Source organism: Pseudomonadales bacterium, from assembly GCA_024234215.1.
GTDB lineage: Bacteria > Pseudomonadota > Gammaproteobacteria > Pseudomonadales > UBA5862 > JACKOQ01.
The window spans coordinates 1-20,278 of sequence record JACKOQ010000003.1; the positions used below are offsets into that span (position 1 = coordinate 1).

The following is a 20,278-nucleotide window of genomic DNA, read 5'->3' on the forward strand; positions in this document are numbered from 1 at the left end:
GTGATGACCGATCGGTCCGCCAGCGCCGGCAGCACCGTTGCGTGACGCATCGGCTGCGAGAAGACAAAGCGCTGCGGATTCTCATCGAATGCAGGGGTTGCATCACCGCGGGTGAGCTGCCAGCCCACTGTGCTCTCGTCATCCACATCGGCCAACCGGCGGTAGGCGCAGCGCCACTGCGAACCGGCGTTCACCCATTGCAACTGCATCGGACCGATCTGCCAACAGAGGCTCTCGCCGTCGGCAACTGCGAAATCCCCCCACCACTGCCTGGGCAGGTCATGCTCTTCAGCTTTCAAAACCACCTCTTGCGCTTGAAGTAGAGCAACATTCCGCCGGTGATGGCGAGCATCACCAGCCACAGCACCGGGTAGCCGTAGCGCCAGCGCAGCTCGGGCATCGACCAGGGGCCCTCGCCCACCGAAAAGTTCATTCCATAGACACCGACGATGAAAGTGAGCGGAATGAACAGCGTGGCGATGATGGTCAGCACCTTCATCACTTCGCTCAATCGGTAATTGCTGCTCGACAGATAGAGCTCCAGCAGGCCTGAGGTCATCTCGCGGTAGGTCTCGAGCAGCTCCATGATCTGAATGATGTGGTCATGGCAGTCGCGCATGAAACGCTGAGTCTCGCTCTGGAACCACTCCTCCTGCTCATGCAGCAGGCGGCCCACCAGCTCACGCTGTGGCCAGAGCGTCTGTCGCAGCAGCAGCAGCTCACGGCGCAGCGCGTGCAGTTCGCGCAGGGTCTGCTGGCTCGGCAGGTGAATCACCTCCTCTTCGAGCCGTTCGATCCGCTCGCTGAACCACTCCAGCAGCGGAAATCCCAGATCGATCAATGCGTCGATCAGACAGTAGAGCAGATGGTCGGCACCACGCTGGCGAATCTTGCCGATGGCATGTTCGAGGCGTTCATGAACCGGACCGAATGGATCGGTCTCACCACTGACCACGCTGATCAGCAGATTCTCCTTCAGCAGCAGGCTCACCTGACCGATGGTGATCGCTCCATCCATGATCAGCGGCTGCCGGAGAATCACGAACAGATAGCCGGGAAAGAGCTCCACCTTGGGCCGCTGCCCCTGGTTGAACATGTCCTCGACCGTCAGCGGATGCAACTGGAAACGCTCACCCAACTCGCGCAGCAGTGTGCCACTCACCGCACCATGAATGGCCAGCCAGCGCACCTGGTGCGGATCATGGCTGCCGGGCTCGATTTCATCGAGTCGAATGCCCTCGCTCTTCTCGAAACGGTCGTCGTCATAGCAGATCAACCGGGAGTGCACCTCGGCGGCCACGATGAACTCATCCTGGGGCAGGGTGCCGGGCGGCGTGCCGGGCGGGTGGTACTGTTTGTCGAAATAGTCCATCGGCCATCTCTTCAGAGTGGATCGGTGTGCCGCCGGATCAGCTGCACCCACAATGGACTCAGCAGCAGCGACAGCGCAATCACCGCGACCGCCAGTTGGTAGTTTGATTCGTCGATGATCTGTTGCTCCCGACCGAAGGCGGCGAGCACGAAACTGAATTCGCCAGCCTGAGCCAGCAGCGCGCCAGCATACAAACTCTGCTTGGCAGTGTCACCGAACAGCCGGAACAGCAGTGCATTGATCGAGGTGTTGACGCCGAGCAGTGCCAGCACCAGCAGCAGAATCTGCCCGAGGTGCTCCAGCAACCGGTCCAGATCGACCAGCATGCCGATCGAAACGAAGAAAGCCGCCACGAACACCACCCGGAACGGCTCCAGATGGCGGTGCACCCAGTCGGCGTCGCGGCTGGCACCGATCAGCATTCCGGCCACAAAGGCCCCCAGCGCAGTGGAGAGGTTGAGCAACCCGGTCAGCAGCGCCAGGCCCAGTGCAAAGCTCAGGGCGGCGAACACCTGCATCTCCGGGTCAGCGCGAATCCAGCCCGGCAGCGGCACTTCGATTCGTGGTCTGACATAGAGCCAGCCAAGCAGCAACACCAGCAATACGCCGCCCACCAGCGTCAACAGCGGATCGAACCGCTGCAATCCGGCACCGGCCCCATAACGCAGGATGATCAGCATCGGCACGATGGCCAGGTCCTGAATCAGCAGAATACCGACCAGCCGGCGGCCCAGTCGGCTGTCGAGTTCACCGCTGTCGGCCAGCGTCTTCAGCACCACGGCGGTGCTGCTCAGCGTGATGATGAAGCTGAACAGCAGCACCTGGGTCAGACTCCAGCCGAGCCACAGACCCAGCGGCCAGATCAGCAGCAGCGCCGCCGCGCTTTGCAGCAGTGGACCGAACAGGGCGATGCGCCAGTGGGCGAAGAGTTGCCGGGGTGTTGCTTCGAGCCCGACGAAGAACAGCAGCAGCATCACGCCGATCTCGCCCATGCGCTCGGGAATCGCCGGCGCCGTCACCAGAGCGAAACCATCCGGCCCGAGCATGACGCCTGCCAGCAGATAGCCGACCACATGCGGCTGCTTCAGCCGTTGTGAGGCCATCCCCACCAGCAGGATGCCAAGCACGGCGGCCACCAGCGCCAGCATGAAGGGATCGGAATGCATGGTCTGCTCTACAGGCTTATTCAGTGCCGAAAGATGGGCAAATTTTGAAACTCGCGCTATTTTAGCCCGCACCGCATCGAAACGAGGGGGCCGGATGCGCAACAGACGACAGAGGGACTCTCGATGCAGCAACCACCATCCAGCGCTTCTTACCCGACACGCATCAGACCATGCGACACCTGCACCGTTCATGCGAAGCCCTTTCCGATTCAGTCAGCAGAGGAAGATCGGCCGGTGAAACATGAAAACGGCGGCAACTGCCTCATCGAGGTGGGCTGGCGCGAGTGGATCGCCCTGCCCCAACTGGGCATCGACCGCATCAAGGCCAAGGTCGACACCGGCGCCCGCACCTCGGCACTGCGCGCCTCGGCCATCGAACCCTACCCGCAACGCGGCGCCAACCGGGTCCGCTTCACCGTCCATCCGTCACAGGTCGATCGACAGATCGAACGGCAGTGCGATGCCGAGGTGGTGGACCGGCGCTGGGTCAGCGACTCCGGCGGCCATCGCGAACTGCGCTATGTGATCGTCACCGAACTGCTGATTCCCGAGCGACGCTGGTCGATCGAAGTCACGCTGACCGCCCGGCCGGGCATGCGCTTCTGCATGTTGCTGGGGCGCACCGCGATCGTCGATCGGTTCACGGTCGATCCGGCACGCTCCTATCTGCTCGGTCGCGGCGGCTGACCTCCCGCAAGGCAACGCTGATGAAAATCGCCATACTCTCCCGCAACCGCACGCTCTATTCGACACGCCGACTGGTGGAGGCCGCCCAGCAGCGTGGACATGAGGTGCGGGTGCTCGATGTGCTGCGCTGCTACATGAACATCACCTCGCTGCGCCCGAGCATCCACTACAAGGCCGAGGCGCTGGAGGGCTTCGATGCGGTGATCCCGCGAATCGGCGCTTCGGTCACCTTCTATGGTGCAGCCGTGCTGCGGCAATTCGAGGTGATGGGGGTCTATCCGCTCAACGAATCGGTGGCCATCAGCCGCGCACGCGACAAGCTGCGTTCTCTGCAACTGCTGGCACGCGAAGGGGTGGGGCTGCCAGTGACCGGTTTCGCCCACTCACCGGACGACATTCACGATCTGCTCGACGAAGTGGGCGGTGCACCACTGATCATCAAGCTGCTCGAAGGAACCCAAGGCATCGGGGTGGTGCTGGCCGAGACCCAGCAGACCGCCGAAAGCCTGATCCAGGCTTTCATGGGGCTGAAGACCGACATTCTGGTGCAGGAGTACATCGCCGAGGCCGAAGGGGCCGACATTCGCTGCTTCGTGATCGGCGACGAGGTGGTGGCGGCCATCAAGCGACAGGCCAAACCGGGCGAGTTCCGCTCCAACCTGCACCGCGGCGGCCGTGCCACCCTGGTCGAGTTGACCGACGAAGAGCGCGCCCTGGCAATCAGGTCGGCGCGGATCATCGGCCTCAACACCTGCGGTGTGGACATTCTGCGTGCCCGGCGTGGCCCGCTGGTGATGGAGGTGAACGCCTCTCCCGGTCTCGAAGGGATAGAGCAGGCCACCGGGCTCGACATCGCCGGCATGATGATCGGCTTCGTCGAACGGCATGCCCGGCCCCACCGGACCGGGACCCAGGGTCAGGGATAGCGCACCGCCCTCCCCGACCCTGCCATTTTCCTTTACTGGGCCGGCGTCTCGCTGTCGCCACCACGCACCCCGAGCCGCTCCTGCAGCGCCGGGCTGGTGGTGGTGTACTGCAGGTGCACCTTCTTGCCGGGCTGCAACCGCTCCTTGATCGCAAAGGCAGCCAGCGCGGTCTCGTGAAAGCCGCTCAGAATCAGCTTTTTCTTGCCCGGATAGCTGTTGATGTCACCCACCGCGAAGATGCCCGGCACATTGGTCTGGAACTTTTCGGTGTCGACCACCACCTGCTTGCGGACGATCTCCAGCCCCCACTCCCCGATCGGGCCCAGATTCGGGGTCAGCCCCAGCAGTGCCAGAATGTGGTCACACTCGATCCACTCCGGCTCGCCCTGCCCACTTTTGAGCGCCACCCGCTTCAGCTGGGTGCCATCGGCCTCGAAATCGGCCACCACCGCCACCTTGAAATTCATCTTGCCGGCCGCGCAGAGTTCATGCATCTGATTGACCGAGTTGGGCTGGGCGCGAAACTCGTTGCGACGGTGAATCAACGTCAGCGACTGCGCCTGGTCGCAAAGGCTCAGGGTCCAGTCGAGCGCCGAATCGCCACCGCCGACCACCAGCAGCCGCTTGCCATGGTGCCGGGCAGGATCCTTCACCCGATAGAAAAGCGAATGGTCGAGCAGCCGGTCGATGCCAGGCACCTCGACCTGCACCGGCTGGAACGAGCCGACCCCACCGGCGATGATCACATTGCCGGCGATGAACTGGGTGCCAGCGCTGGTGCCGACATCGAAACGGCCATCCTCACGCTGTTGCACCTTGTTGACCTCCTGCCCCAAATGGAAGGTCGGCGAAAAGGGTCTGATCTGCTCCATCAGCCGGTCGATCAACTCCTGGGCGCCACAGATCGGCAGCGCCGGAATGTCATAGATCGGCTTGTCGGGGTAGAGCTCCGAGCACTGTCCACCCACCTGGGGCAGCGATTCGATGACATGAGCACGGATATCCAGCAGACCGAGTTCAAACACCTGAAACAGACCGACGGGACCGGCACCAACGATCACGGCATCGGTTTCAATGGGAGACGACATCGACAAACTACCTCCTGAACAGGGCGCGAGTGCGCCTTGGGTTAATGCAGGGCGTCAGTATGGAGAATTGCCACCGTGATTCAACACTCCGGCATATTGATCCGGCTCAATGATCTGCTTTAAAGTCGAAAAGTTAATAGCTATCCACCTGCACAACGAACGGGAACATCGCCCATGAATTTCGAAGGCACCCAATCCTACGTCGCCACCAAGGATCTGCAGATGGCGGTCAACGCCGCCATCCGGCTGCAACGCCCACTGCTGATCAAGGGTGAACCCGGTACCGGCAAGACCATGCTGGCCGAAGAGGTGGCTGAGGCACTCAAGCTGCCGATCATCAAATGGCACATCAAATCGACCACCAAGGCGCAGCAGGGGCTCTATGAATACGACGCCGTGTCGCGGCTGCGCGACTCGCAACTGGGTGAGGCGCGGGTGCATGACATCTCCAACTACATCGTCAAGGGCAAGCTGTGGGAGGCGTTCGACGCCGACCAGCAGGTGGTGCTGCTGATCGATGAGATCGACAAGGCCGACATCGAATTTCCCAATGACCTGCTGCTCGAACTCGACCGGATGGAGTTCTACGTCTACGAGACCCAGCAGCGGGTGGTGGCACGCAGGCGGCCGATCGTGATCATCACCAGCAACAACGAAAAAGAGCTGCCCGACGCCTTTCTGCGCCGCTGCTTCTTCCACTACATCTCCTTCCCCGACCGTGAAACGATGATCCAGATCGTCAAGGTGCACTACCCGGAGATCAAGCAGGAGTTGGTGAAAGAGGCCCTGGAAATTTTCTTCGATGTGCGCACCGTGCCTGGACTGAAGAAAAAACCCTCGACCTCCGAACTGATCGACTGGCTCAAGCTGCTGATGGCCGACGACATGCCCGAGGAGGTGCTGAAGAACAAGGATGCCGCCAAGGCCATCCCGCCGCTCTATGGTGCACTGGTCAAGAATGAGCAGGATGTGCACCTGCTCGAACGGCTGGCCTTCATGCACCGTCGCCAGAGCCGGGGCTGAGCCGTGCTCATCGACTTCTTCATGGCCTTGAAGCGCAGCAACATTCCAGTGTCGCTGCGCGAATACATGGATCTGCTCGAAGCGATGAGCGCCCGGCTGGTCTATGGCGATCTCGATGAATTCTACTACCTGAGCCGTGCGATCATGGTGAAGGACGAGACCCATTTCGACCGTTTCGATGTCGCCTTCGGCCGCTACTTCAAGGGGCTCGAAACCCTCGAGGGCATCATCGCCGCGTTCATTCCCGAAGAGTGGCTGCGCAAGGCCTTCGAGGAGTCGCTGACCCCCGAGGAGCGGGCGAAGATCGAGTCGCTCGGCGGACTGGAAAAACTGATCGAGGAGTTCAAGAAGCGACTCGAAGAGCAGAAGGAGCGGCATGAGGGGGGCAACAAGTGGATCGGCACCGGCGGCACCTCGCCGTTCGGCGCCCAGGGCTACAACCCGGAAGGAATTCGCATCGGCCAGGATGGAAACCGCAACTTCCGCGCCGCCAAGGTGTGGGAGACCCGTCAGTTCAAGGATCTGGACGACACCGTCGAACTGGGCACCCGCGACATCAAGATGGCGCTGCGCCGGCTGCGCAGGTTCGCCCGCAGCGGTGCCGAAGTGGAGCTCGATCTCGATGAGACCATCGATGCCACCGCCAAGCGTGGCGGCCTGCTCGACCTCAAGTTCGTTCCCGAACGGCACAACGCGGTCAAGGTGCTGATCTTCTTCGACGTCGGCGGCTCCATGGATCCCTACGTGCGAATCTGCGAAGGGCTGTTCTCGGCGGTACGCACCGAGTTCAAACATCTGGAGTATTTCTACTTCCACAACTTCATCTATGAATCGGTGTGGAAGAGCAACACCCGGCGGATGCATGAGCGCACCGCCACCTGGGATCTGCTGCACAAGTTCTCGTCAGACTACAAGGTGATTTTCGTCGGTGATGCCGCCATGGCCCCCTACGAGATCACCAACATCGGCGGCAGCATCGAACACAACAACGAGGAGTCCGGCGCCACCTGGATGCAACGCGTCGTCGAGACCTACGAGCGGGTGATCTGGCTCAACCCACAGGCGCAGGACACCTGGGATTACTCCAACAGCGTGCAGATGGTCAATCAACTGCTCGATGGGCGGATGTTTCCGCTCACGCTGCGCGGGCTTGACGAAGGGGTCTCCTACCTCGGCAAGTAGCTGATCCGGCCGATGTGCGTCTGCACCAGTATTGGGTGGTTGCCGTTCAATCGGCCTGCAGATCGAGCCAGCGCAGCGCCTCGTCGAGGCTGTCGGTCACCATCACATTCAACCCCCGATTGATCGCGACCGTTTCTCCAAAACGGCCAGGATCCAGCCGATTTGCGGCGCCGACATAGGCAATGCGGGCCCGGTTTGAAGCGAACGGCAGTTTGCTCGACTCATCGGCAGCAAACTCTATCCAAGAGAAACGCTCGGCCAGCGTCCGCGCACCCACCACCTGTCGACAGTCAAGCAGACATTTCGAGCTTGAATGCTCGACCAGCGCAGCGATGATGGCCAGACTCATTGCCTTCATGCCGGCAACTGAAAACTCTCCAACTGCCCTGACATGCAGGTAATGCTCTTTCGGGGTGATCTCTACTTTCATGCGCTTCCTGTTTCGACACCCAGCCAGCGCAATGCCTCGTCGAGACTGTCGGTCGCCACGACGTTCACGCCCCGGTTGACGGCCACGGTTTCACCAAAGCGCCCTGGATCGAGAAAAGGCTCCGAAGCGACAAAGGCAAATCGGGTCTGGCGCTGGATCGCTGGCAAGTCTTCGATCAGTCGCGCGGTGAACCTTGGCCATTCGAACCGCTCGTTCAGGGTTGGCGAGCCGGTCACCTGGCTACAATCGATCAGGCAGCTCGCCCGCGGATGTTGCTGGAGTGCGGCAAACATCGCCCGGCTCATGGCGTTCATCTCATCGAGCGAATAGTGTCCGCTCGCCCTGACATGCAGAAATTTTTCTTTCAGAACGATTTCAACATCCATTTTTGAAAACGACTCCGCCCAAAGATCACCCGGGGTTGATCAGGCAAAGCGGCAGTGCGGTGAAAACTGCCGGCGCAGAAATTCCATCTGGTCACCACGTACCCGGCCGCTGTTCTCGAGTGCCAGATATTCTGCCCAGTTGGGGCGATAGGGCAGCGCCAGCAGCTCCATGCGCGCCTCATGCAGCAGACGATCGCCCTTGCCCTGATTGCAACTGCGGCAGGCGGTGACCACGTTGGTCCACTCATCCCGTCCGCCGCGGGACGTCGGCACCAGGTGATCGCGGGTCAGCAGCCGATCGGAGAGCGACTTGCCGCAGTAGAGACAGAGATTCTGGTCGCGCCGGAACAGTCCACGGTTGGTCAGCGGCGGTTCATATTGGCATGGATCGTGGATTTTGCCGCGGCAGGCGATGATGCTGTGCAGTTCGAGGCGACTGCGGCGCTGGCTCAGGCGCGAGATTCCACCGCGCAGGGTGCAGACCACCTCGCCCAGCGTCCAGCCCACCAGATCACGGGCATACAATGAGACCGCCTCCTGCCAAGTCAGCCATTCGATCGGCTGCCCGGCCAGATTCAGCCGCAGAATTCGCTCACCCGACAGGACTGGCGATGACGATTGGGCCAATGCCTCCTCCTGAGCAACCAACGGATTCGGTGCACCATGGCCGATGAAGATGACGACAGGATTTCGCCACACCCCGGCTCGACCGCTCCGAGGCTACTCCACTGTCTGCGGTGATGCAATGCCATCACTCCTGCCGGGGAATGAGACGCCCGAGCAGCTCGAGCCACAGGGCGCGATAGGCTTCACCGGCCGGACGGCGCGGCGCATAGGCCAGCACCGGTTCGCGCAGCACGCCCATGTTCTCGATGTCGACGGTGAAGGGAATGGTGCTCTGCAGCAGTTGCGGAAACTCCGCACGCAAGCGTGCCATGGTGTCGGCATGCAGTCGCTTGTGAGGCTGCACCATTGAGAAGAACGGCAGCAGCCGATCGACATCGAGCTTCTGTTTCGCGACGAAATGCAGCAGAAGCCGCAGGGTGCGCTCCGACAGGGTGGTGGGAATCACCGGCACAAGGACCACATCGGCCGCCCGAAAGATGTTCTCCGACAGCAGACCGATGTTGGCGGGCGAATCGATCAGCACCATGTCGTACCCATCGGTCACCTCCTTGAGCCGCTTGCGCAACTGTTTGTCGGAGCGCTTCATGCCAGCCAGCATGGCCTCACTGTCGCGATAGCCCAGATCAGCCGGCAGCAGGTCGAGACGCGGGTAGTCGCTGCCACGAATCGCCTGTTGCAGATCCTGGCCCGTCCTGAACCAGCGCGGAACCTTCTTCTCTTCGGGCGCCTTGATCCGAAAATAGAAGGTCGCCGCCGCCTGTGGATCGAGATCGACCAGCAGCGTGCGGTAGCCGCTGGTTGCGGCAGCATGGGCCAGGTTGACCGCCGTGGCGGTCTTGCCGACACCCCCCTTGATGCTGTAACAGGCGATGACCTTCATCAATTCATTGCTCGTTCAACAACCGCTGCAACTGCGCCCGGCCATTGGGTGTCGCCAGTCTGTGCAGCGGTTCTGCAATGCGCTTGCGCGCCTGCTGTTTTTCACGCTCGAGACCGGCAACGATGGCACCGGCAGCAAGCAATACCTCACCGGTGGATTTTTCCCCGACGATCAGCGTTTCGGCAAAGTGTTGCAGATGGGTCTGCTGTACTTGCAGATCGTTGTAATCGCCGAGCCTGCCCTGCACCTTGCGCAGGTGGGTGAGCAGCCAGTCACAGGGCTCCTGCGAATAGAAATCATAAAATATTTCAAGTAGATAGCGCAGCTTTTTTACTTCGATTCTCAAGTTGTGAACCTCTTCGTCATCCAGCTGTGAGAAACGCTGGGCACCCTTGAGCAACTGACGATGGCGGCGCAGGATCTGCCGATCGATCAGTGTGCGCGCCGATCTCTTCACCTCGGCAGGCTCCTCCCAGAGCCCCGGCTGTGCCAGATCATACAGCCACTGCTGCATCCGCAGTTGATGGGCACTGGAATTCAGCAAGCGTCGCAGCCGCCGCTGCGCCTGATTCCGGGTCGCCTGAAGCTCGGCAAAAAGCTGTTCGAACCCGGTTTGCAGACGAGGTGGCACCATTTTCTGAAAATGTTCCCGTTGCAGCAGCCAGACGTCGAGATCGCGCAGCTGATTGCTCTGACGTTGCAGATCGGCAAAATCATGGCGGGCCCGTTGCTGAATCGCGGCAGGAAACACCCGTTTGGCCAGACTCAACAGCGACCGGGCCTTGCGCAGCGCGACACGGTAATCATGCAGGAACTCGCTGTCGATCTGTTTGATGATGCCATCCTCCTGCTCCTTGACCACCCGCAACTGGGCGAGGAGCAGACGCCGCAGCAGGTCATCCGCCGGCTCTTCGCCGACCATGTCGGTCAGCGGTCGGGTGCGCTCCGGACGCGGCTGTTGTGCGGCAGGCAGCAGAAGCTCCAGCGGATTGCGCACTTCATGCTGCCAGCCCGCCGCCCGCAGTGTCGCCTCGATCATCTCCAGCTCGAGCTGATAGCCGGTGCAGGGTGCGATCCAGAGACCCTCCAGTCGCGCCTGTCTGCCATCTGGCAACGGATGGGAAAGTTCGAAACAGTGCAGCAGGGCGACCCCCTTGTCATCACCATTCCTGACCTGAACAGACCGCTCTCGGCACTGGAAAGAGGCGATCTCGATCAGCGCACGCGGAGCGAGAATCCGCTGCACTGGCTGCCTCAACTCCGGCTCACGGAACTGCTCGGCGAAGTTGATCGGCCGCGAATAACCACTGCCATCGGGTCGAGCCAGGTCGAGCCGGAAACCGCTCCTCGGCAGCAGGTGATAACACCCGTCCAGACGATAGAGCGCCAACCCGCCGAACCAGAGGCGCCAGTCGAAGCTGTCATAGAGTTTGAGTTCGCCGCGCCGGGCGCGCTGTGAACCAGGGTGGAGCTCATTCGGCAGTGGTGGATTGTCGATCTCGTCACTGCGGGTGGATGGTGCAATCCAGTAATGGATCGACGCAGTGGCCTGCATGTTTTTTCCTTGACTCACGACCGCTCGGGCACTCCGAATGATGGATCACGGCAGAACTCTTTGATTATGATTGTGCAGCTCGGATGACATCACAATAACAGGGAGATGAACGATGGGTTACATGAGCGAAGAGCGGCTGATGATTCAGGAAACCGCACGGCAGTTCAGCATGAAAGAGGTGCTGCCGGTCGCCAATGCGCTTGACCCGATCCAGGGCGACATTCCACTGGAACTGCGACAGAAGATGGCCGACATGGGCTACTTCGGCATCCGCATCAAGGAGGAGTTCGGCGGCCTGGGCCTTGGCTGCTTCGAATATTGCCTGATCGCCGAAGAGCTGGCACGTGGCTGGATGAGCGTGGCCAGCATCATCGCCCGCTCCGGAGGCATGATGGGACTCGGCAACATGCCGCGTGAGAAGCGCATCGAACTGACCCGCAAGGCGGCCCGCGGCGAATATCTGGCCGCCGCCGCGCTCTCGGAACCCAATGTCGGCTCCGACCTCTCCGGCGTCTCCTGCCGTGCCGAGCGCCGTGGCGACCATTGGTCCATCACCGGCAACAAGTACTGGTGCACCTTCGCCGATGGGGCCGACTACATCAGTGTGCTGGCCCGCACCAGCGAGCGCGACCCCACGGCACCGTGGAAAGGACTGGGCCGCTTCATCGTCGAGAAGCCGCGCGGCGAGTTGCCGCAGGGCTGTCAGGGTTCGCCGATTCCCAAGATCGGCTACTTCGGCTGGAAGACCTGGGAGCTGCGCTTCGACGACTGCAAGGTGCCGGTCGAGTACCAGATGGGCAATGAGGATGAAGCCTTCACCTCGACCGCCAGCGGACTCGAAATCGCCCGCGCCCACACCGCCGCCCGGGCGATCGGCCTGGCGCGCGGCGCGCTCGAGGATGCGCTCAAGTATGCACAGCAGCGCGAGCAGTTCGGCCGGCCGATCGGCGAATTCCAGGCGATCCGCTTCAAGCTGGCCACGATGGCCACCGAGATTGAGGCGGCACGGCAGTTGATGTATCACGTCTGCGACCAGATCGACCGTGGTGGTCGCTGCGACCAGGAGGCCTCGATGGCCAAATATTTCGCCACCGAGATGGCCGAGCGGGTCACTTCGGAAGCGTTGCAGATCTTCGGCGGGGCCGGCTACACCAAGCTTCATGCGGTCGAGCGCTACTGGCGTGACGCCCGCCTGACCAAGATCTTCGAGGGTACCTCCGAGATCCAGCAGCGCATCATCTCCGACCGGCTGCTCGGCAAGCCCAGGCGGGGTTGAGCCGCACGCGCCAGGCCAGCACCGGGCACGGCCCACCAATTACCACCCACATGTACGGAGCAGAGCAGATGGCGACCATTCCGCAGCTGCCGGGTTACGCCTTCCACGAGCAGCAGTTCGGCGACAGCGCACTGCGCTTCTACCGGCGTGGCCAAGGACCGGGGGTGATCGTGATGCACGAGATTCCTGGCATCACCCCCCAGGTTCAGGCTTTTGCCGACCGGGTGGCCGATGCCGGCTTCACCGTCTGCCTGCCCTGGCTGTTCGGAGTGCCGGGCGCGCCGCTTTCGGGCGGCTACCTGTTCCGCTCGATGCTGGGCGCCTGCGTGCGCCGCGAGTTCACCGCCTTTGCCCTCGGCAAATCGAGTCCGATCATCACGCCACTGCGGGCGCTGGCGCGGGCACTGCATCAGGAGCTGGGCGGTCCCGGGGTCGGCGCGCTCGGCATGTGCTTCACCGGCGGCTTTGCCCTGGGCATGATGCTGGAACCGGCCGTGCTGGCACCGGTGCTGAGTCAACCCTCCCTGCCCTTTCCGATCACCGAACGCCGCAAGGGCGCCATCGACATCGATCCAGTCAGCCTGAGTCAGGTCAAAAATCGACTCGAACAGGAGCAGTTGAGTGTGCTGGGGCTGCGTTTCAGCCACGATCCGATCTGCACCCAGGCCAGATTCGATGGCCTGCGCGAGCAGCTGGGTGACCATTTCGAGGCGATCGAAATCGACTCCGGCCCCGGCAACCCTCACGGCATCTCCGGCAAGTCCCACTCGGTGCTGACCAATGACCTGGTCGATGAGGCCGGCCACCCGACGCGGGTGGCGCTCGATCGGGTGCTGGCGTTCTTCGGCGAACGGCTCAGAGCGACTGACTGAGCGCGAAAAGGTCGTCCCGGCACAGGGTCATGATTTGCCCGCGCCGTCTCCACCGAAAAGCTGCAGAAAGAACAGCCTGACTGCATCCAGCAGACGCTTGAACCAGCCGCCCTCTTCCACCGGCTTGATCACGGTCAGCGGCTGCTCCAGCAGCGGTGTCTCGCCCAGCTTCAGCACGATCTTGCCGAGGTTCTGCCCTGCCGCGAGCGGCGCCTTGATGATGCCGGGAATCTCCAGGCTGGCCGCCAGCGACCCATATTGCCCACGCGGCACTGTCACGTGGAGATCCTGTGCCAGACCCAGCTCCACCTCGTTCTGTGCACCTGCGTAGACGCGGGCCCGCTGCAAGGCCTCCCCACCGTTGTAAAGCTTGTGGGTCTCAAAATAGCGGAAGCCATAGGTGAGCAGCTTCTGGCTCTCCGTGGTGCGCGCCTGATCGCTGCTGGTGCCGAGCACCACCGTGACCAGTCGCATGTTGTCACGTTTGGCCGAAGCCACCAGACAGTAACCGGCCTCTTCGGTGTGACCGGTCTTGATGCCGTCGACCGACGGGTCGATCCACAACAGCCGGTTGCGATTGGGCTGGTTGATGTTGTTGTAGTGAAAATATTTCTCGGAGTAGAGGTTGTAGTGCTCCGGGTGGTTTTTGACCAGCGCCCGCGCCAGCAGCGCAAGATCGTAAGCAGTGGTGTAGTGGTCGGGGGAGGGCCAGCCGGTCGCATTGACGAAGTGGCTGCTCTTCATGCCGATCTTGGCGGCGATCCGGTTCATCTCCTCGGCAAAGGCCTCTTCGCTGCCGGAGATATGCTCCGCCAACGCCACACTGGCATCATTGCCGGACTGGATCACCACGCCACGCAGCAGATCGAGCAGCGGCACCTTGGTGCCTTCGCGGACATACATGCGCGAGCCACCCATCTGCCACGCCTTGATGCTGATGTTGACCTCATCGGTTTCGCGAATCCGACCCTTTTGCAGCTCTTCAGCCACCATGTAGCTGGTGAGGATCTTGGTCAGGCTGGCCGGTGCCATCCGCTCGTTTTCATTCTGCGCCGCGAGGATGCGACCACTGTCGGCGTCCATCATCACATAGGCACTGGCCGTCAGCGCCGGCGGTCCGGGAATCACCGCCACCGGTACGGGCGCGGGGGTGGGCACTGGCTGTTCTGCACCGGTCGAAGCAGACAACATGAGTACCAGAATGAAAAAAAATGGAGCAAATCGATGAACAGAAGCAGGCATGGGTATGAGTCATGAAATCGTGCATGGATGCGGGAGTGGCTGGCACTCCCGCGAATTCAGTCGCGGCTGCTCGGCTGGTCGCTGAGCGGGCAACATGTCGCTGCGGTCAAACTGTCGGGATTCTACCGCGAAATGGCGATGGCGCCGACTGTACGGCCGCTCACTGCCGGAAGGCAAAACTCGAGGCAATGCCATGCTTGCTGATCAGGCTCTGTATCTGCTGCGCTTCATCCTGTGACGCAATCGGACCAATGCGCACCCGGAACAGCGATTCCCGCTTGGCAGTGTCAGCCGTGCTGATGCTGATCGGGTGCTTCACCACATCCGTCAACCGCTCCACCATCGCGGCGGCGGCTTCGCGCCTGGAGAAGGCGCCGGCCTGCAGGTAGAGACCCGCTCCAGCTTCGGCAGCAGACCGCGCGGCGGTCGTCGATCCCGGTGGTTTGCGCTTGATGACCGCAGGCACTCCATTCTCCGCCGAAACCCTGGTGGGCTTCGGTGTCGATGCGACGACCGCTGCAGTGGGACTCAACGGTGTCGCCGATGCGTTGATCACCTCGATGCGCACCTGGGCCAAGCCCACATCGGCAAAACCGAGCTGGAGCGCCGCACCGTAGGAGAGGTCGATCAGCCGGTCATCATGGAAGGGGCCGCGGTCATTGACGCGCACCACCACCTGACGGCCATTGCCCAGATGGGTGATGCGCGCATAGCAGGGAATCGGCAGGCTCTTGTGCGCCGCGGTCAGGGCGTACATGTTGTAGATTTCGCCATTCGATGTCTGCAAACCATGGAACTGCTCGCCATACCAGGAGGCAGTCCCTTCGGCCTGATAGCCTTGGGCGGTCGGCAGCACATAGTAGGTCTGGCCGAACACCTGATAGGGTGAGCGGTTGCCACGGGGGCTGTAGGGTTCCGCGCTGGCAGGTGGAGCCGCAGGTGCGGTGACCGGAATATCGATGCGGCTGGTGCCCGGCGGGGGCGGAATTCTCGGCTGGGAGCCGCAGGCAACCAGCAGTGTGGAGAAAATCAGCAGGCTGATCAGTTGAATGGCTTTGTTCTGCTGCACTCAGTCGGCTCCTGCAATGTAGTGCTGCCGGATTGCTTCACTGAGCTGGTGAGCAGCCATGGCATACAACTGGCTCTGATTGTAACGGGTAATGACGTAAAAGTTGTCAAAAGCCAGCCAATATTCGGGTCCTGCATCTCCCAGCAGCCGCAATGCCACGGCCTTGCGCTCCGGTTCGACCCATTGACGGGCACGAACTCCCTGAGCAGCCAACTGCGCCACCGACAGGGTCGGCTTTTTGGTGTCGTTCAACGCCAAGGCAGGATTCTCGGCGCTGGGCAGTGCCGTCATCACCACGGGTGCATTGTGCTGCCAGCCATGGCGGTTGAAATAGCTGGCAACACTGCCGATCGCGTCGCTGCGGTTGTTCCAGATGTCGCGTTTGCCATCGCCATCGAAATCGACCGCATAGTTGCGATAGCTGCTGGGCATGAACTGGCCATAGCCCATGGCGCCCGCGTAGGAGCCCTTGATCGAGCGTGGATCCTTGCCCTCTTCGCGCGCCAGCAGCAGATAGTTGAACAGCTCCTGACGGAAGAATTTGCTGCGGGGTGGGTAGTCGAATGCCAAGGTGGTGAGTGCATCCAGCACCGGAGTGGTGCCAGTGTTGCGACCATAACGGGTTTCGATGCCGATGATCGCCACCACCATTGGGGGTTCGACGCCGAACTGACTCTCGGCCCGTGCCAGCTCGGCAGCATGGGCGCGCCAGAACTGCACGCCCTGCCGAATCCGCTCCTGATCGAGAAAGATGCGGCGATACTCGAACCACTCGAGCCGTTTTTCGGCCGGCTTCGAGATCAGATCGATCACCCGCTGCTGCCGCTGCACCTGGCTGAACAGCGCTTCGAGCTCCGGTCGAGAGAAGTCGTGATGTTCGACCAGTTCGGTGATGAACTGCTGCACTTCGACCTGCTCCAGATAATCCGCTGCCCAAAGCGCACCACAATGTCCAGACAGCAACAGTGTCATCGACAGCATACGGAGCGCGCGAATGCAGCGCGCCTGAAAGCAAGGAGATTCAAGGGGCATGAATGGATCTACCAACGATTGATCAAGGTGTACGGGTCTGTATCGACATCAACACGCCAAAGCCGAGCATCAGCGTGACCAGCGCAGTGCCGCCCTGGCTGATCAGCGGCAAGGGCACGCCGACGACGGGAAGAACACCACTCACCATGCCGACATTGACCAGGGCATAGACAGAAAAGGTCAGGGTGATCGAACCGGCAAGCAGACGCTGAAACAGATCGGGTGCCTTGGCCGCGATCCACAGACCACGGGCGACAATTATCAAATAGAGGCCAAACAGCAGCAACACGCCGACCAGACCAAACTCCTCGGCCAGCACCGCAAAGATGAAGTCGGTGTGGCTTTCCGGCAGAAAATCGAGATGCGACTGGGTACCGGCAAGCCAACCCTTGCCGTGGAGCCCACCCGAGCCGATGGCGATCTTCGACTGGATGATGTTCCAGCTCGACCCCAACGGATCGGCCTCCGGATCGATCAGCGTCAGGATGCGTCGACGCTGATAGTCCCTCAGCAAGAACCACAGGGCCGGCGCGAGCAACACCCCTGCAAGGCCGGCAAGCGCAATCCACAACCAGCGGATGCCAGCCAGAAAGAGCGCATAGAGACCCGAACTGGCGATCAGCAGCGCCGAACCCAGATCGGGCTGCTTGGCGATCAACAGTGTAGGCACCGCTATCAACGCCATCGACACGGCAACGGTGGGGAGAGTGGGCGGCAGATGGTGGTCACCAAGGTAGCGACAGACCGCCAGCGGCATCGCCAGCTTCATGATCTCCGCCGGCTGGAACCGCAGCACCTGCAGATCGATCCAGCGCGTCGCCCCCTTGGCATCGTCACCCGCCAGCAGCACGATGATCAGCAGGACCGTCCCCCCCAGATGGATCACCAGCGCCCAGCGACGCAGGATGGCGACGTCGATCTGTGCGGCGATCAGCATCAACACGCCTGCCAACCCCAGCGACATTCCCTGCCGTTCGATGGCATCGAGGCTGCCGCCACCGGCACTGTAGAGCACGACCAGGCCATAACCGGCCAACAGCAGCAGCGGCAACAGCAGCAGCGGATCGATATGCAGCCGCTTGAGCCAGGGTTTGCCCTGTCTGAGCTCACCCAGACCGGGCAACCGGCGAACGAAATCAGATTGACTCATGGTTGTCTCGGCAACAGATAGGCATCGAGAATGCGGCGGGCGATGGGTGCCGCCGTGCCGCTGCCGCTGCCGCCATTCTCGACCACCACCGCCACGGCGATCCGAGGTGCTTCGGCTGGCGCAAAGGCGATGAAAAGAGCATGGTCCCAGTTCTTTTTGGAGATCTTGCCGGCGTCATACTCCTCGTCCTGCGCGATGCCCACCACCTGGGCGGTGCCCGATTTTCCGGCGATACGGTAAGGGGCGTCCACCGCGATCCGCTTGGCGGTGCCAGTGGGGTCATGCACCACCCCCTCCATCGCGCCGATGACGAAATCCCAGTAGCCACGCTGCGCCAACTGGATCGGCGGCGGCGCGCTGGGCAGCAGCGCTGCACTGTCGACTGGCGAGATCGACTTGACCAGACGTGGTCGAACCATGACGCCGCGATTGGCCAAGGTGGCAGTGGCGGCGGCAAGCTGCAGTGGCGTCACCGTCATGTAGCCCTGACCAATGCCGGTGATCACGGTCTCGCCTGGAAACCAGTTGGCCCGGTATCTGGCCTGTTTCCAGGCCCGGCTCGGCAGAATCCCCGGCAGTTCACCGGGAAATTCGGCCCCCGACAGCGCGCCAAAGCCGAATCGGCCCAACGTGTCGGAGAGCCGATCGATGTTGAGTCGATAAGCCAGATCATAAAAAAAGGTGTCGCACGACTCCACGATCGCCTGACGCAGTCCGACCCGGTAGCCATGCCCCCACTTTTTCCAGTCGCGGTATCTGTGCTCGTTGCCCGGCAATTGATACCAGCCCGGATCAGCGACCGTCGAATCGAAATTGATCACCTGATGCTGCAAGCCGGCCAGCGCCACGAACGGCTTGACCGTCGAACCGGGCGGATAGCGTCCGCGTACGGCGCGGTTGAGCAGCGGCAGATCGGTGGATTTCTGCAATTCGCCATAACGCCGGGCATCGATGCCGGTCACGAAGAGGTTGGGGTCATAGCTGGGCGTGCTCACCATTGCCAGCACGCCACCACTGCTGATTTCGATGGCGACCGCCGCACCACGCCAACCGGTCAACGCCTCTTCCGCCACCTGCTGAATGTGGCTGTCGAGGTAGAGGGTGAGATCAGCCCCATTTTGCGCCGCGGTGCTGTTCAGCACCCGGATCACCCGGCCGCGGGCATCGATCTCGACATTCTGATAGCCGACCTGACCATGCAGCAATGCTTCATTCTGCCGCTCGACCCCTCCCTTGCCGATGTACTCGGTGCCACTGTAATTGACCGGATCGACCTCCTTCAGCTCACTCTCGTTGATGCGGGCCACATATCCGAGCGGATGGGCAAACAGCGGCCCAAACGGATAGTGGCGCACCAGTTGCGCACTCACCTCGACCCCCGGCAGGCGATGCCGCTCCAGCGCCAGAATGGCGATCTCCTCTTCGGTCAGGTTGTCGCGCAGCGGAACCAGATCGAACGAGCGGCTGCGTTCGAGCCGTTTCCTGAACCGGTTCAGCTCCTCATCGGTCAGTTTCAGCAAGGTGGTGAGCCGATCGAGCGTCTGCGGCAGGTCTGCAATCGACTCCTTGACCAGCGTCAGGTTGAAGCTTGCCTTGTTGTGCGCCAGCAACTGCTGATTGCGGTCGTAGATCAGGCCACGGGTCGGCGGAATCGGTTGCAGGCGAATGCGGTTCTTGTCCGACAGCGTGTGAAACTCTTCATGCTTCACCACCTGCAGGGTGTAGATTCGTCCCAGCAGAAGTGTCATGCACAGCAGCAGCAGCAGCACGCTCCAGAGCAGGCGGCGCTGCACCAACCGACGCTCCTGCTCATGGTCCTTGAAAACCGGATTGGGCGACATGGCGGTTCAGCGGTGGTAAGGATGGTTGTCGCGCAGCGCATGGGCGCGATAGAGCTGCTCGGTGACGATCACCCGCACCAGCAGGTGCGGCAGCGTCAGCGCAGAAAGTGACCAGCGTCGCTGGGCGCGAGCGAGCAGCGCGTCATCGAGCCCATCCGGTCCACCGATCGCCAGCGCCAGAGGGTCGCCGGCACGCTCCCACTCACCGAGGCGTGCGCTCAGCTGCGCAGTGCTCCAGGCTTCACCTTCGATGGCCAGTGCAATCAGCCGGTCACGCTCGCCGAGGGCCGCCAGCATCCGTTCGCCTTCGATCCGGCGTGCCTGCTGCGCAGACAATGATTTGCCGCGCGATGGCAGCGGAATCTCGATCAGCTCAAAGCGACAGTAGGGGCGCAGGCGGGAGATGTACTCTTCATAGCCGCTCTTGATCCAGGCCGGCGGGCGATTGCCCGCGGCCAGCAGGCGAATGCGCAT

Annotated in this window: 21 protein-coding genes; 6 read left to right on the forward strand and 15 right to left on the reverse strand. The window is 61.8% G+C overall.

Features of this window, described 5'->3' with window-relative positions:
• The 3 genes from H7A13_06755 to H7A13_06765 form a co-directional block, all read right to left on the reverse strand.
• Window positions 1-299, reverse strand: a 299-nt coding sequence (locus tag H7A13_06755) for a hypothetical protein (GenBank protein MCP5333043.1), incomplete at its 3' end; no start/stop codon positions are given.
• Window positions 296-1,372, reverse strand: coding sequence for a magnesium/cobalt transporter CorA (gene corA / locus H7A13_06760; protein ID MCP5333044.1), 1,077 nt, complete (start codon window positions 1,370-1,372; stop codon window positions 296-298). The genes corA and H7A13_06755, both read right to left, overlap by 4 nt.
• A gap of 11 nt (window positions 1,373-1,383) precedes the next feature.
• A complete protein-coding gene (locus H7A13_06765; protein MCP5333045.1) occupies window positions 1,384-2,538 on the reverse strand; it encodes a cation:proton antiporter in 1,155 nt (384 codons plus the stop codon).
• A 123-nt stretch (window positions 2,539-2,661) separates the two neighbouring features.
• Between H7A13_06765 and H7A13_06770 the strand changes: the two genes are divergently transcribed.
• Entirely contained in the window at window positions 2,662-3,225 is a 564-nt protein-coding gene (locus H7A13_06770; GenBank protein MCP5333046.1) for an ATP-dependent zinc protease, read from the forward strand.
• A gap of 20 nt (window positions 3,226-3,245) precedes the next feature.
• Window positions 3,246-4,151, forward strand: coding sequence for a 30S ribosomal protein S6--L-glutamate ligase (gene rimK, locus H7A13_06775; GenBank protein MCP5333047.1), 906 nt, complete (start codon window positions 3,246-3,248; stop codon window positions 4,149-4,151).
• A gap of 32 nt (window positions 4,152-4,183) precedes the next feature.
• On the opposite strand, the gene H7A13_06780 is transcribed toward rimK, so the two are convergent.
• Window positions 4,184-5,239, reverse strand: coding sequence for an NAD(P)/FAD-dependent oxidoreductase (locus H7A13_06780; GenBank protein MCP5333048.1), 1,056 nt, complete (start codon window positions 5,237-5,239; stop codon window positions 4,184-4,186).
• A gap of 174 nt (window positions 5,240-5,413) precedes the next feature.
• Here H7A13_06780 and H7A13_06785 point away from each other — a divergent pair, with 174 nt between their 5' ends.
• Together H7A13_06785 and H7A13_06790 are read left to right on the forward strand one after the other, a co-directional pair.
• The gene (locus H7A13_06785; protein ID MCP5333049.1) at window positions 5,414-6,262 is read left to right on the forward strand and encodes a MoxR family ATPase; all 849 of its coding nucleotides are present in this window, start codon (window positions 5,414-5,416) and stop codon (window positions 6,260-6,262) included.
• 3 nt (window positions 6,263-6,265) lie between these two features.
• On the forward strand, window positions 6,266-7,444 hold the full coding sequence (locus tag H7A13_06790; GenBank protein MCP5333050.1) for a VWA domain-containing protein: 1,179 nt from the start codon (window positions 6,266-6,268) through the stop codon (window positions 7,442-7,444).
• A 46-nt stretch (window positions 7,445-7,490) separates the two neighbouring features.
• Here H7A13_06790 and H7A13_06795 read toward each other — a convergent pair whose 3' ends face one another.
• From H7A13_06795 to H7A13_06815, 5 genes are all read right to left on the reverse strand, one after another.
• Complete coding sequence (locus tag H7A13_06795) at window positions 7,491-7,874, reverse strand: hypothetical protein (GenBank protein ID MCP5333051.1); 384 nt, start codon at window positions 7,872-7,874, stop codon at window positions 7,491-7,493.
• Window positions 7,871-8,260, reverse strand: coding sequence for an STAS/SEC14 domain-containing protein (locus tag H7A13_06800; GenBank protein MCP5333052.1), 390 nt, complete (start codon window positions 8,258-8,260; stop codon window positions 7,871-7,873). Before H7A13_06800 ends, H7A13_06795 begins: the two co-directional genes overlap by 4 nt.
• Before the next feature lie 39 nt (window positions 8,261-8,299).
• Entirely contained in the window at window positions 8,300-8,818 is a 519-nt protein-coding gene (locus H7A13_06805) for an HNH endonuclease (protein MCP5333053.1), read from the reverse strand.
• A gap of 193 nt (window positions 8,819-9,011) precedes the next feature.
• Window positions 9,012-9,767, reverse strand: a complete 756-nt coding sequence (locus H7A13_06810; GenBank protein MCP5333054.1) for an AAA family ATPase — start codon at window positions 9,765-9,767, stop codon at window positions 9,012-9,014.
• Between the two features lie 4 nt (window positions 9,768-9,771).
• Window positions 9,772-11,322, reverse strand: coding sequence for a CHAD domain-containing protein (locus tag H7A13_06815; GenBank protein MCP5333055.1), 1,551 nt, complete (start codon window positions 11,320-11,322; stop codon window positions 9,772-9,774).
• A gap of 112 nt (window positions 11,323-11,434) precedes the next feature.
• On the opposite strand from H7A13_06815, the gene H7A13_06820 reads away from it, so the two are divergent.
• The gene (locus tag H7A13_06820; protein ID MCP5333056.1) at window positions 11,435-12,598 is read left to right on the forward strand and encodes an acyl-CoA dehydrogenase family protein; all 1,164 of its coding nucleotides are present in this window, start codon (window positions 11,435-11,437) and stop codon (window positions 12,596-12,598) included.
• Window positions 12,599-12,666: 68 nt separating this feature from the next.
• Entirely contained in the window at window positions 12,667-13,470 is an 804-nt protein-coding gene (locus tag H7A13_06825; GenBank protein MCP5333057.1) for a dienelactone hydrolase family protein, read from the forward strand.
• Window positions 13,471-13,497: 27 nt separating this feature from the next.
• Here H7A13_06825 and H7A13_06830 read toward each other — a convergent pair whose 3' ends face one another.
• The 6 genes from H7A13_06830 to rlmH form a co-directional block, all read right to left on the reverse strand.
• Window positions 13,498-14,661 (reverse strand): D-alanyl-D-alanine carboxypeptidase, encoded by a 1,164-nt coding sequence (locus H7A13_06830; protein ID MCP5333058.1) that lies wholly within the window; start codon window positions 14,659-14,661, stop codon window positions 13,498-13,500.
• 211 nt (window positions 14,662-14,872) lie between these two features.
• Window positions 14,873-15,781, reverse strand: a complete 909-nt coding sequence (locus H7A13_06835) for a septal ring lytic transglycosylase RlpA family protein (GenBank protein MCP5333059.1) — start codon at window positions 15,779-15,781, stop codon at window positions 14,873-14,875.
• Window positions 15,782-16,753 (reverse strand): lytic murein transglycosylase B, encoded by a 972-nt coding sequence (gene mltB, locus H7A13_06840; GenBank protein ID MCP5333060.1) that lies wholly within the window; start codon window positions 16,751-16,753, stop codon window positions 15,782-15,784.
• A gap of 82 nt (window positions 16,754-16,835) precedes the next feature.
• Window positions 16,836-17,963, reverse strand: coding sequence for a rod shape-determining protein RodA (rodA, locus tag H7A13_06845; GenBank protein MCP5333061.1), 1,128 nt, complete (start codon window positions 17,961-17,963; stop codon window positions 16,836-16,838).
• A complete protein-coding gene (mrdA, locus tag H7A13_06850; GenBank protein ID MCP5333062.1) occupies window positions 17,960-19,804 on the reverse strand; it encodes a penicillin-binding protein 2 in 1,845 nt (614 codons plus the stop codon). Before mrdA ends, rodA begins: the two co-directional genes overlap by 4 nt.
• A gap of 6 nt (window positions 19,805-19,810) precedes the next feature.
• Window positions 19,811-20,278 carry a 23S rRNA (pseudouridine(1915)-N(3))-methyltransferase RlmH gene (gene rlmH / locus H7A13_06855; protein MCP5333063.1) on the reverse strand — a complete coding sequence of 156 codons (468 nt, stop codon included), beginning with the start codon at window positions 20,276-20,278 and terminating at the stop codon, window positions 19,811-19,813.

Coding starts and splice junctions, on each gene's coding strand:
- H7A13_06820 (MCP5333056.1), top strand. CDS start 11,435: ATGGGTTACATGAGCGAAGAGCGGCTGATGATTCAGGAAACCGCACGG.
- H7A13_06770 (MCP5333046.1), top strand. CDS start 2,662: ATGCAGCAACCACCATCCAGCGCTTCTTACCCGACACGCATCAGACCA.
- H7A13_06795 (MCP5333051.1), bottom strand. CDS start 7,874: ATGAAAGTAGAGATCACCCCGAAAGAGCATTACCTGCATGTCAGGGCA.
- corA (MCP5333044.1), bottom strand. CDS start 1,372: ATGGACTATTTCGACAAACAGTACCACCCGCCCGGCACGCCGCCCGGC.
- H7A13_06810 (MCP5333054.1), bottom strand. CDS start 9,767: ATGAAGGTCATCGCCTGTTACAGCATCAAGGGGGGTGTCGGCAAGACC.
- rimK (MCP5333047.1), top strand. CDS start 3,246: ATGAAAATCGCCATACTCTCCCGCAACCGCACGCTCTATTCGACACGC.
- H7A13_06825 (MCP5333057.1), top strand. CDS start 12,667: ATGGCGACCATTCCGCAGCTGCCGGGTTACGCCTTCCACGAGCAGCAG.
- mrdA (MCP5333062.1), bottom strand. CDS start 19,804: ATGTCGCCCAATCCGGTTTTCAAGGACCATGAGCAGGAGCGTCGGTTG.
- H7A13_06765 (MCP5333045.1), bottom strand. CDS start 2,538: ATGCATTCCGATCCCTTCATGCTGGCGCTGGTGGCCGCCGTGCTTGGC.
- H7A13_06785 (MCP5333049.1), top strand. CDS start 5,414: ATGAATTTCGAAGGCACCCAATCCTACGTCGCCACCAAGGATCTGCAG.
- H7A13_06815 (MCP5333055.1), bottom strand. CDS start 11,322: ATGCAGGCCACTGCGTCGATCCATTACTGGATTGCACCATCCACCCGC.
- rlmH (MCP5333063.1), bottom strand. CDS start 20,278: ATGCGCATTCGCCTGCTGGCCGCGGGCAATCGCCCGCCGGCCTGGATC.
- H7A13_06780 (MCP5333048.1), bottom strand. CDS start 5,239: ATGTCGTCTCCCATTGAAACCGATGCCGTGATCGTTGGTGCCGGTCCC.
- H7A13_06830 (MCP5333058.1), bottom strand. CDS start 14,661: ATGTTGTCTGCTTCGACCGGTGCAGAACAGCCAGTGCCCACCCCCGCG.
- rodA (MCP5333061.1), bottom strand. CDS start 17,963: ATGAGTCAATCTGATTTCGTTCGCCGGTTGCCCGGTCTGGGTGAGCTC.
- mltB (MCP5333060.1), bottom strand. CDS start 16,753: ATGACACTGTTGCTGTCTGGACATTGTGGTGCGCTTTGGGCAGCGGAT.
- H7A13_06800 (MCP5333052.1), bottom strand. CDS start 8,260: ATGGATGTTGAAATCGTTCTGAAAGAAAAATTTCTGCATGTCAGGGCG.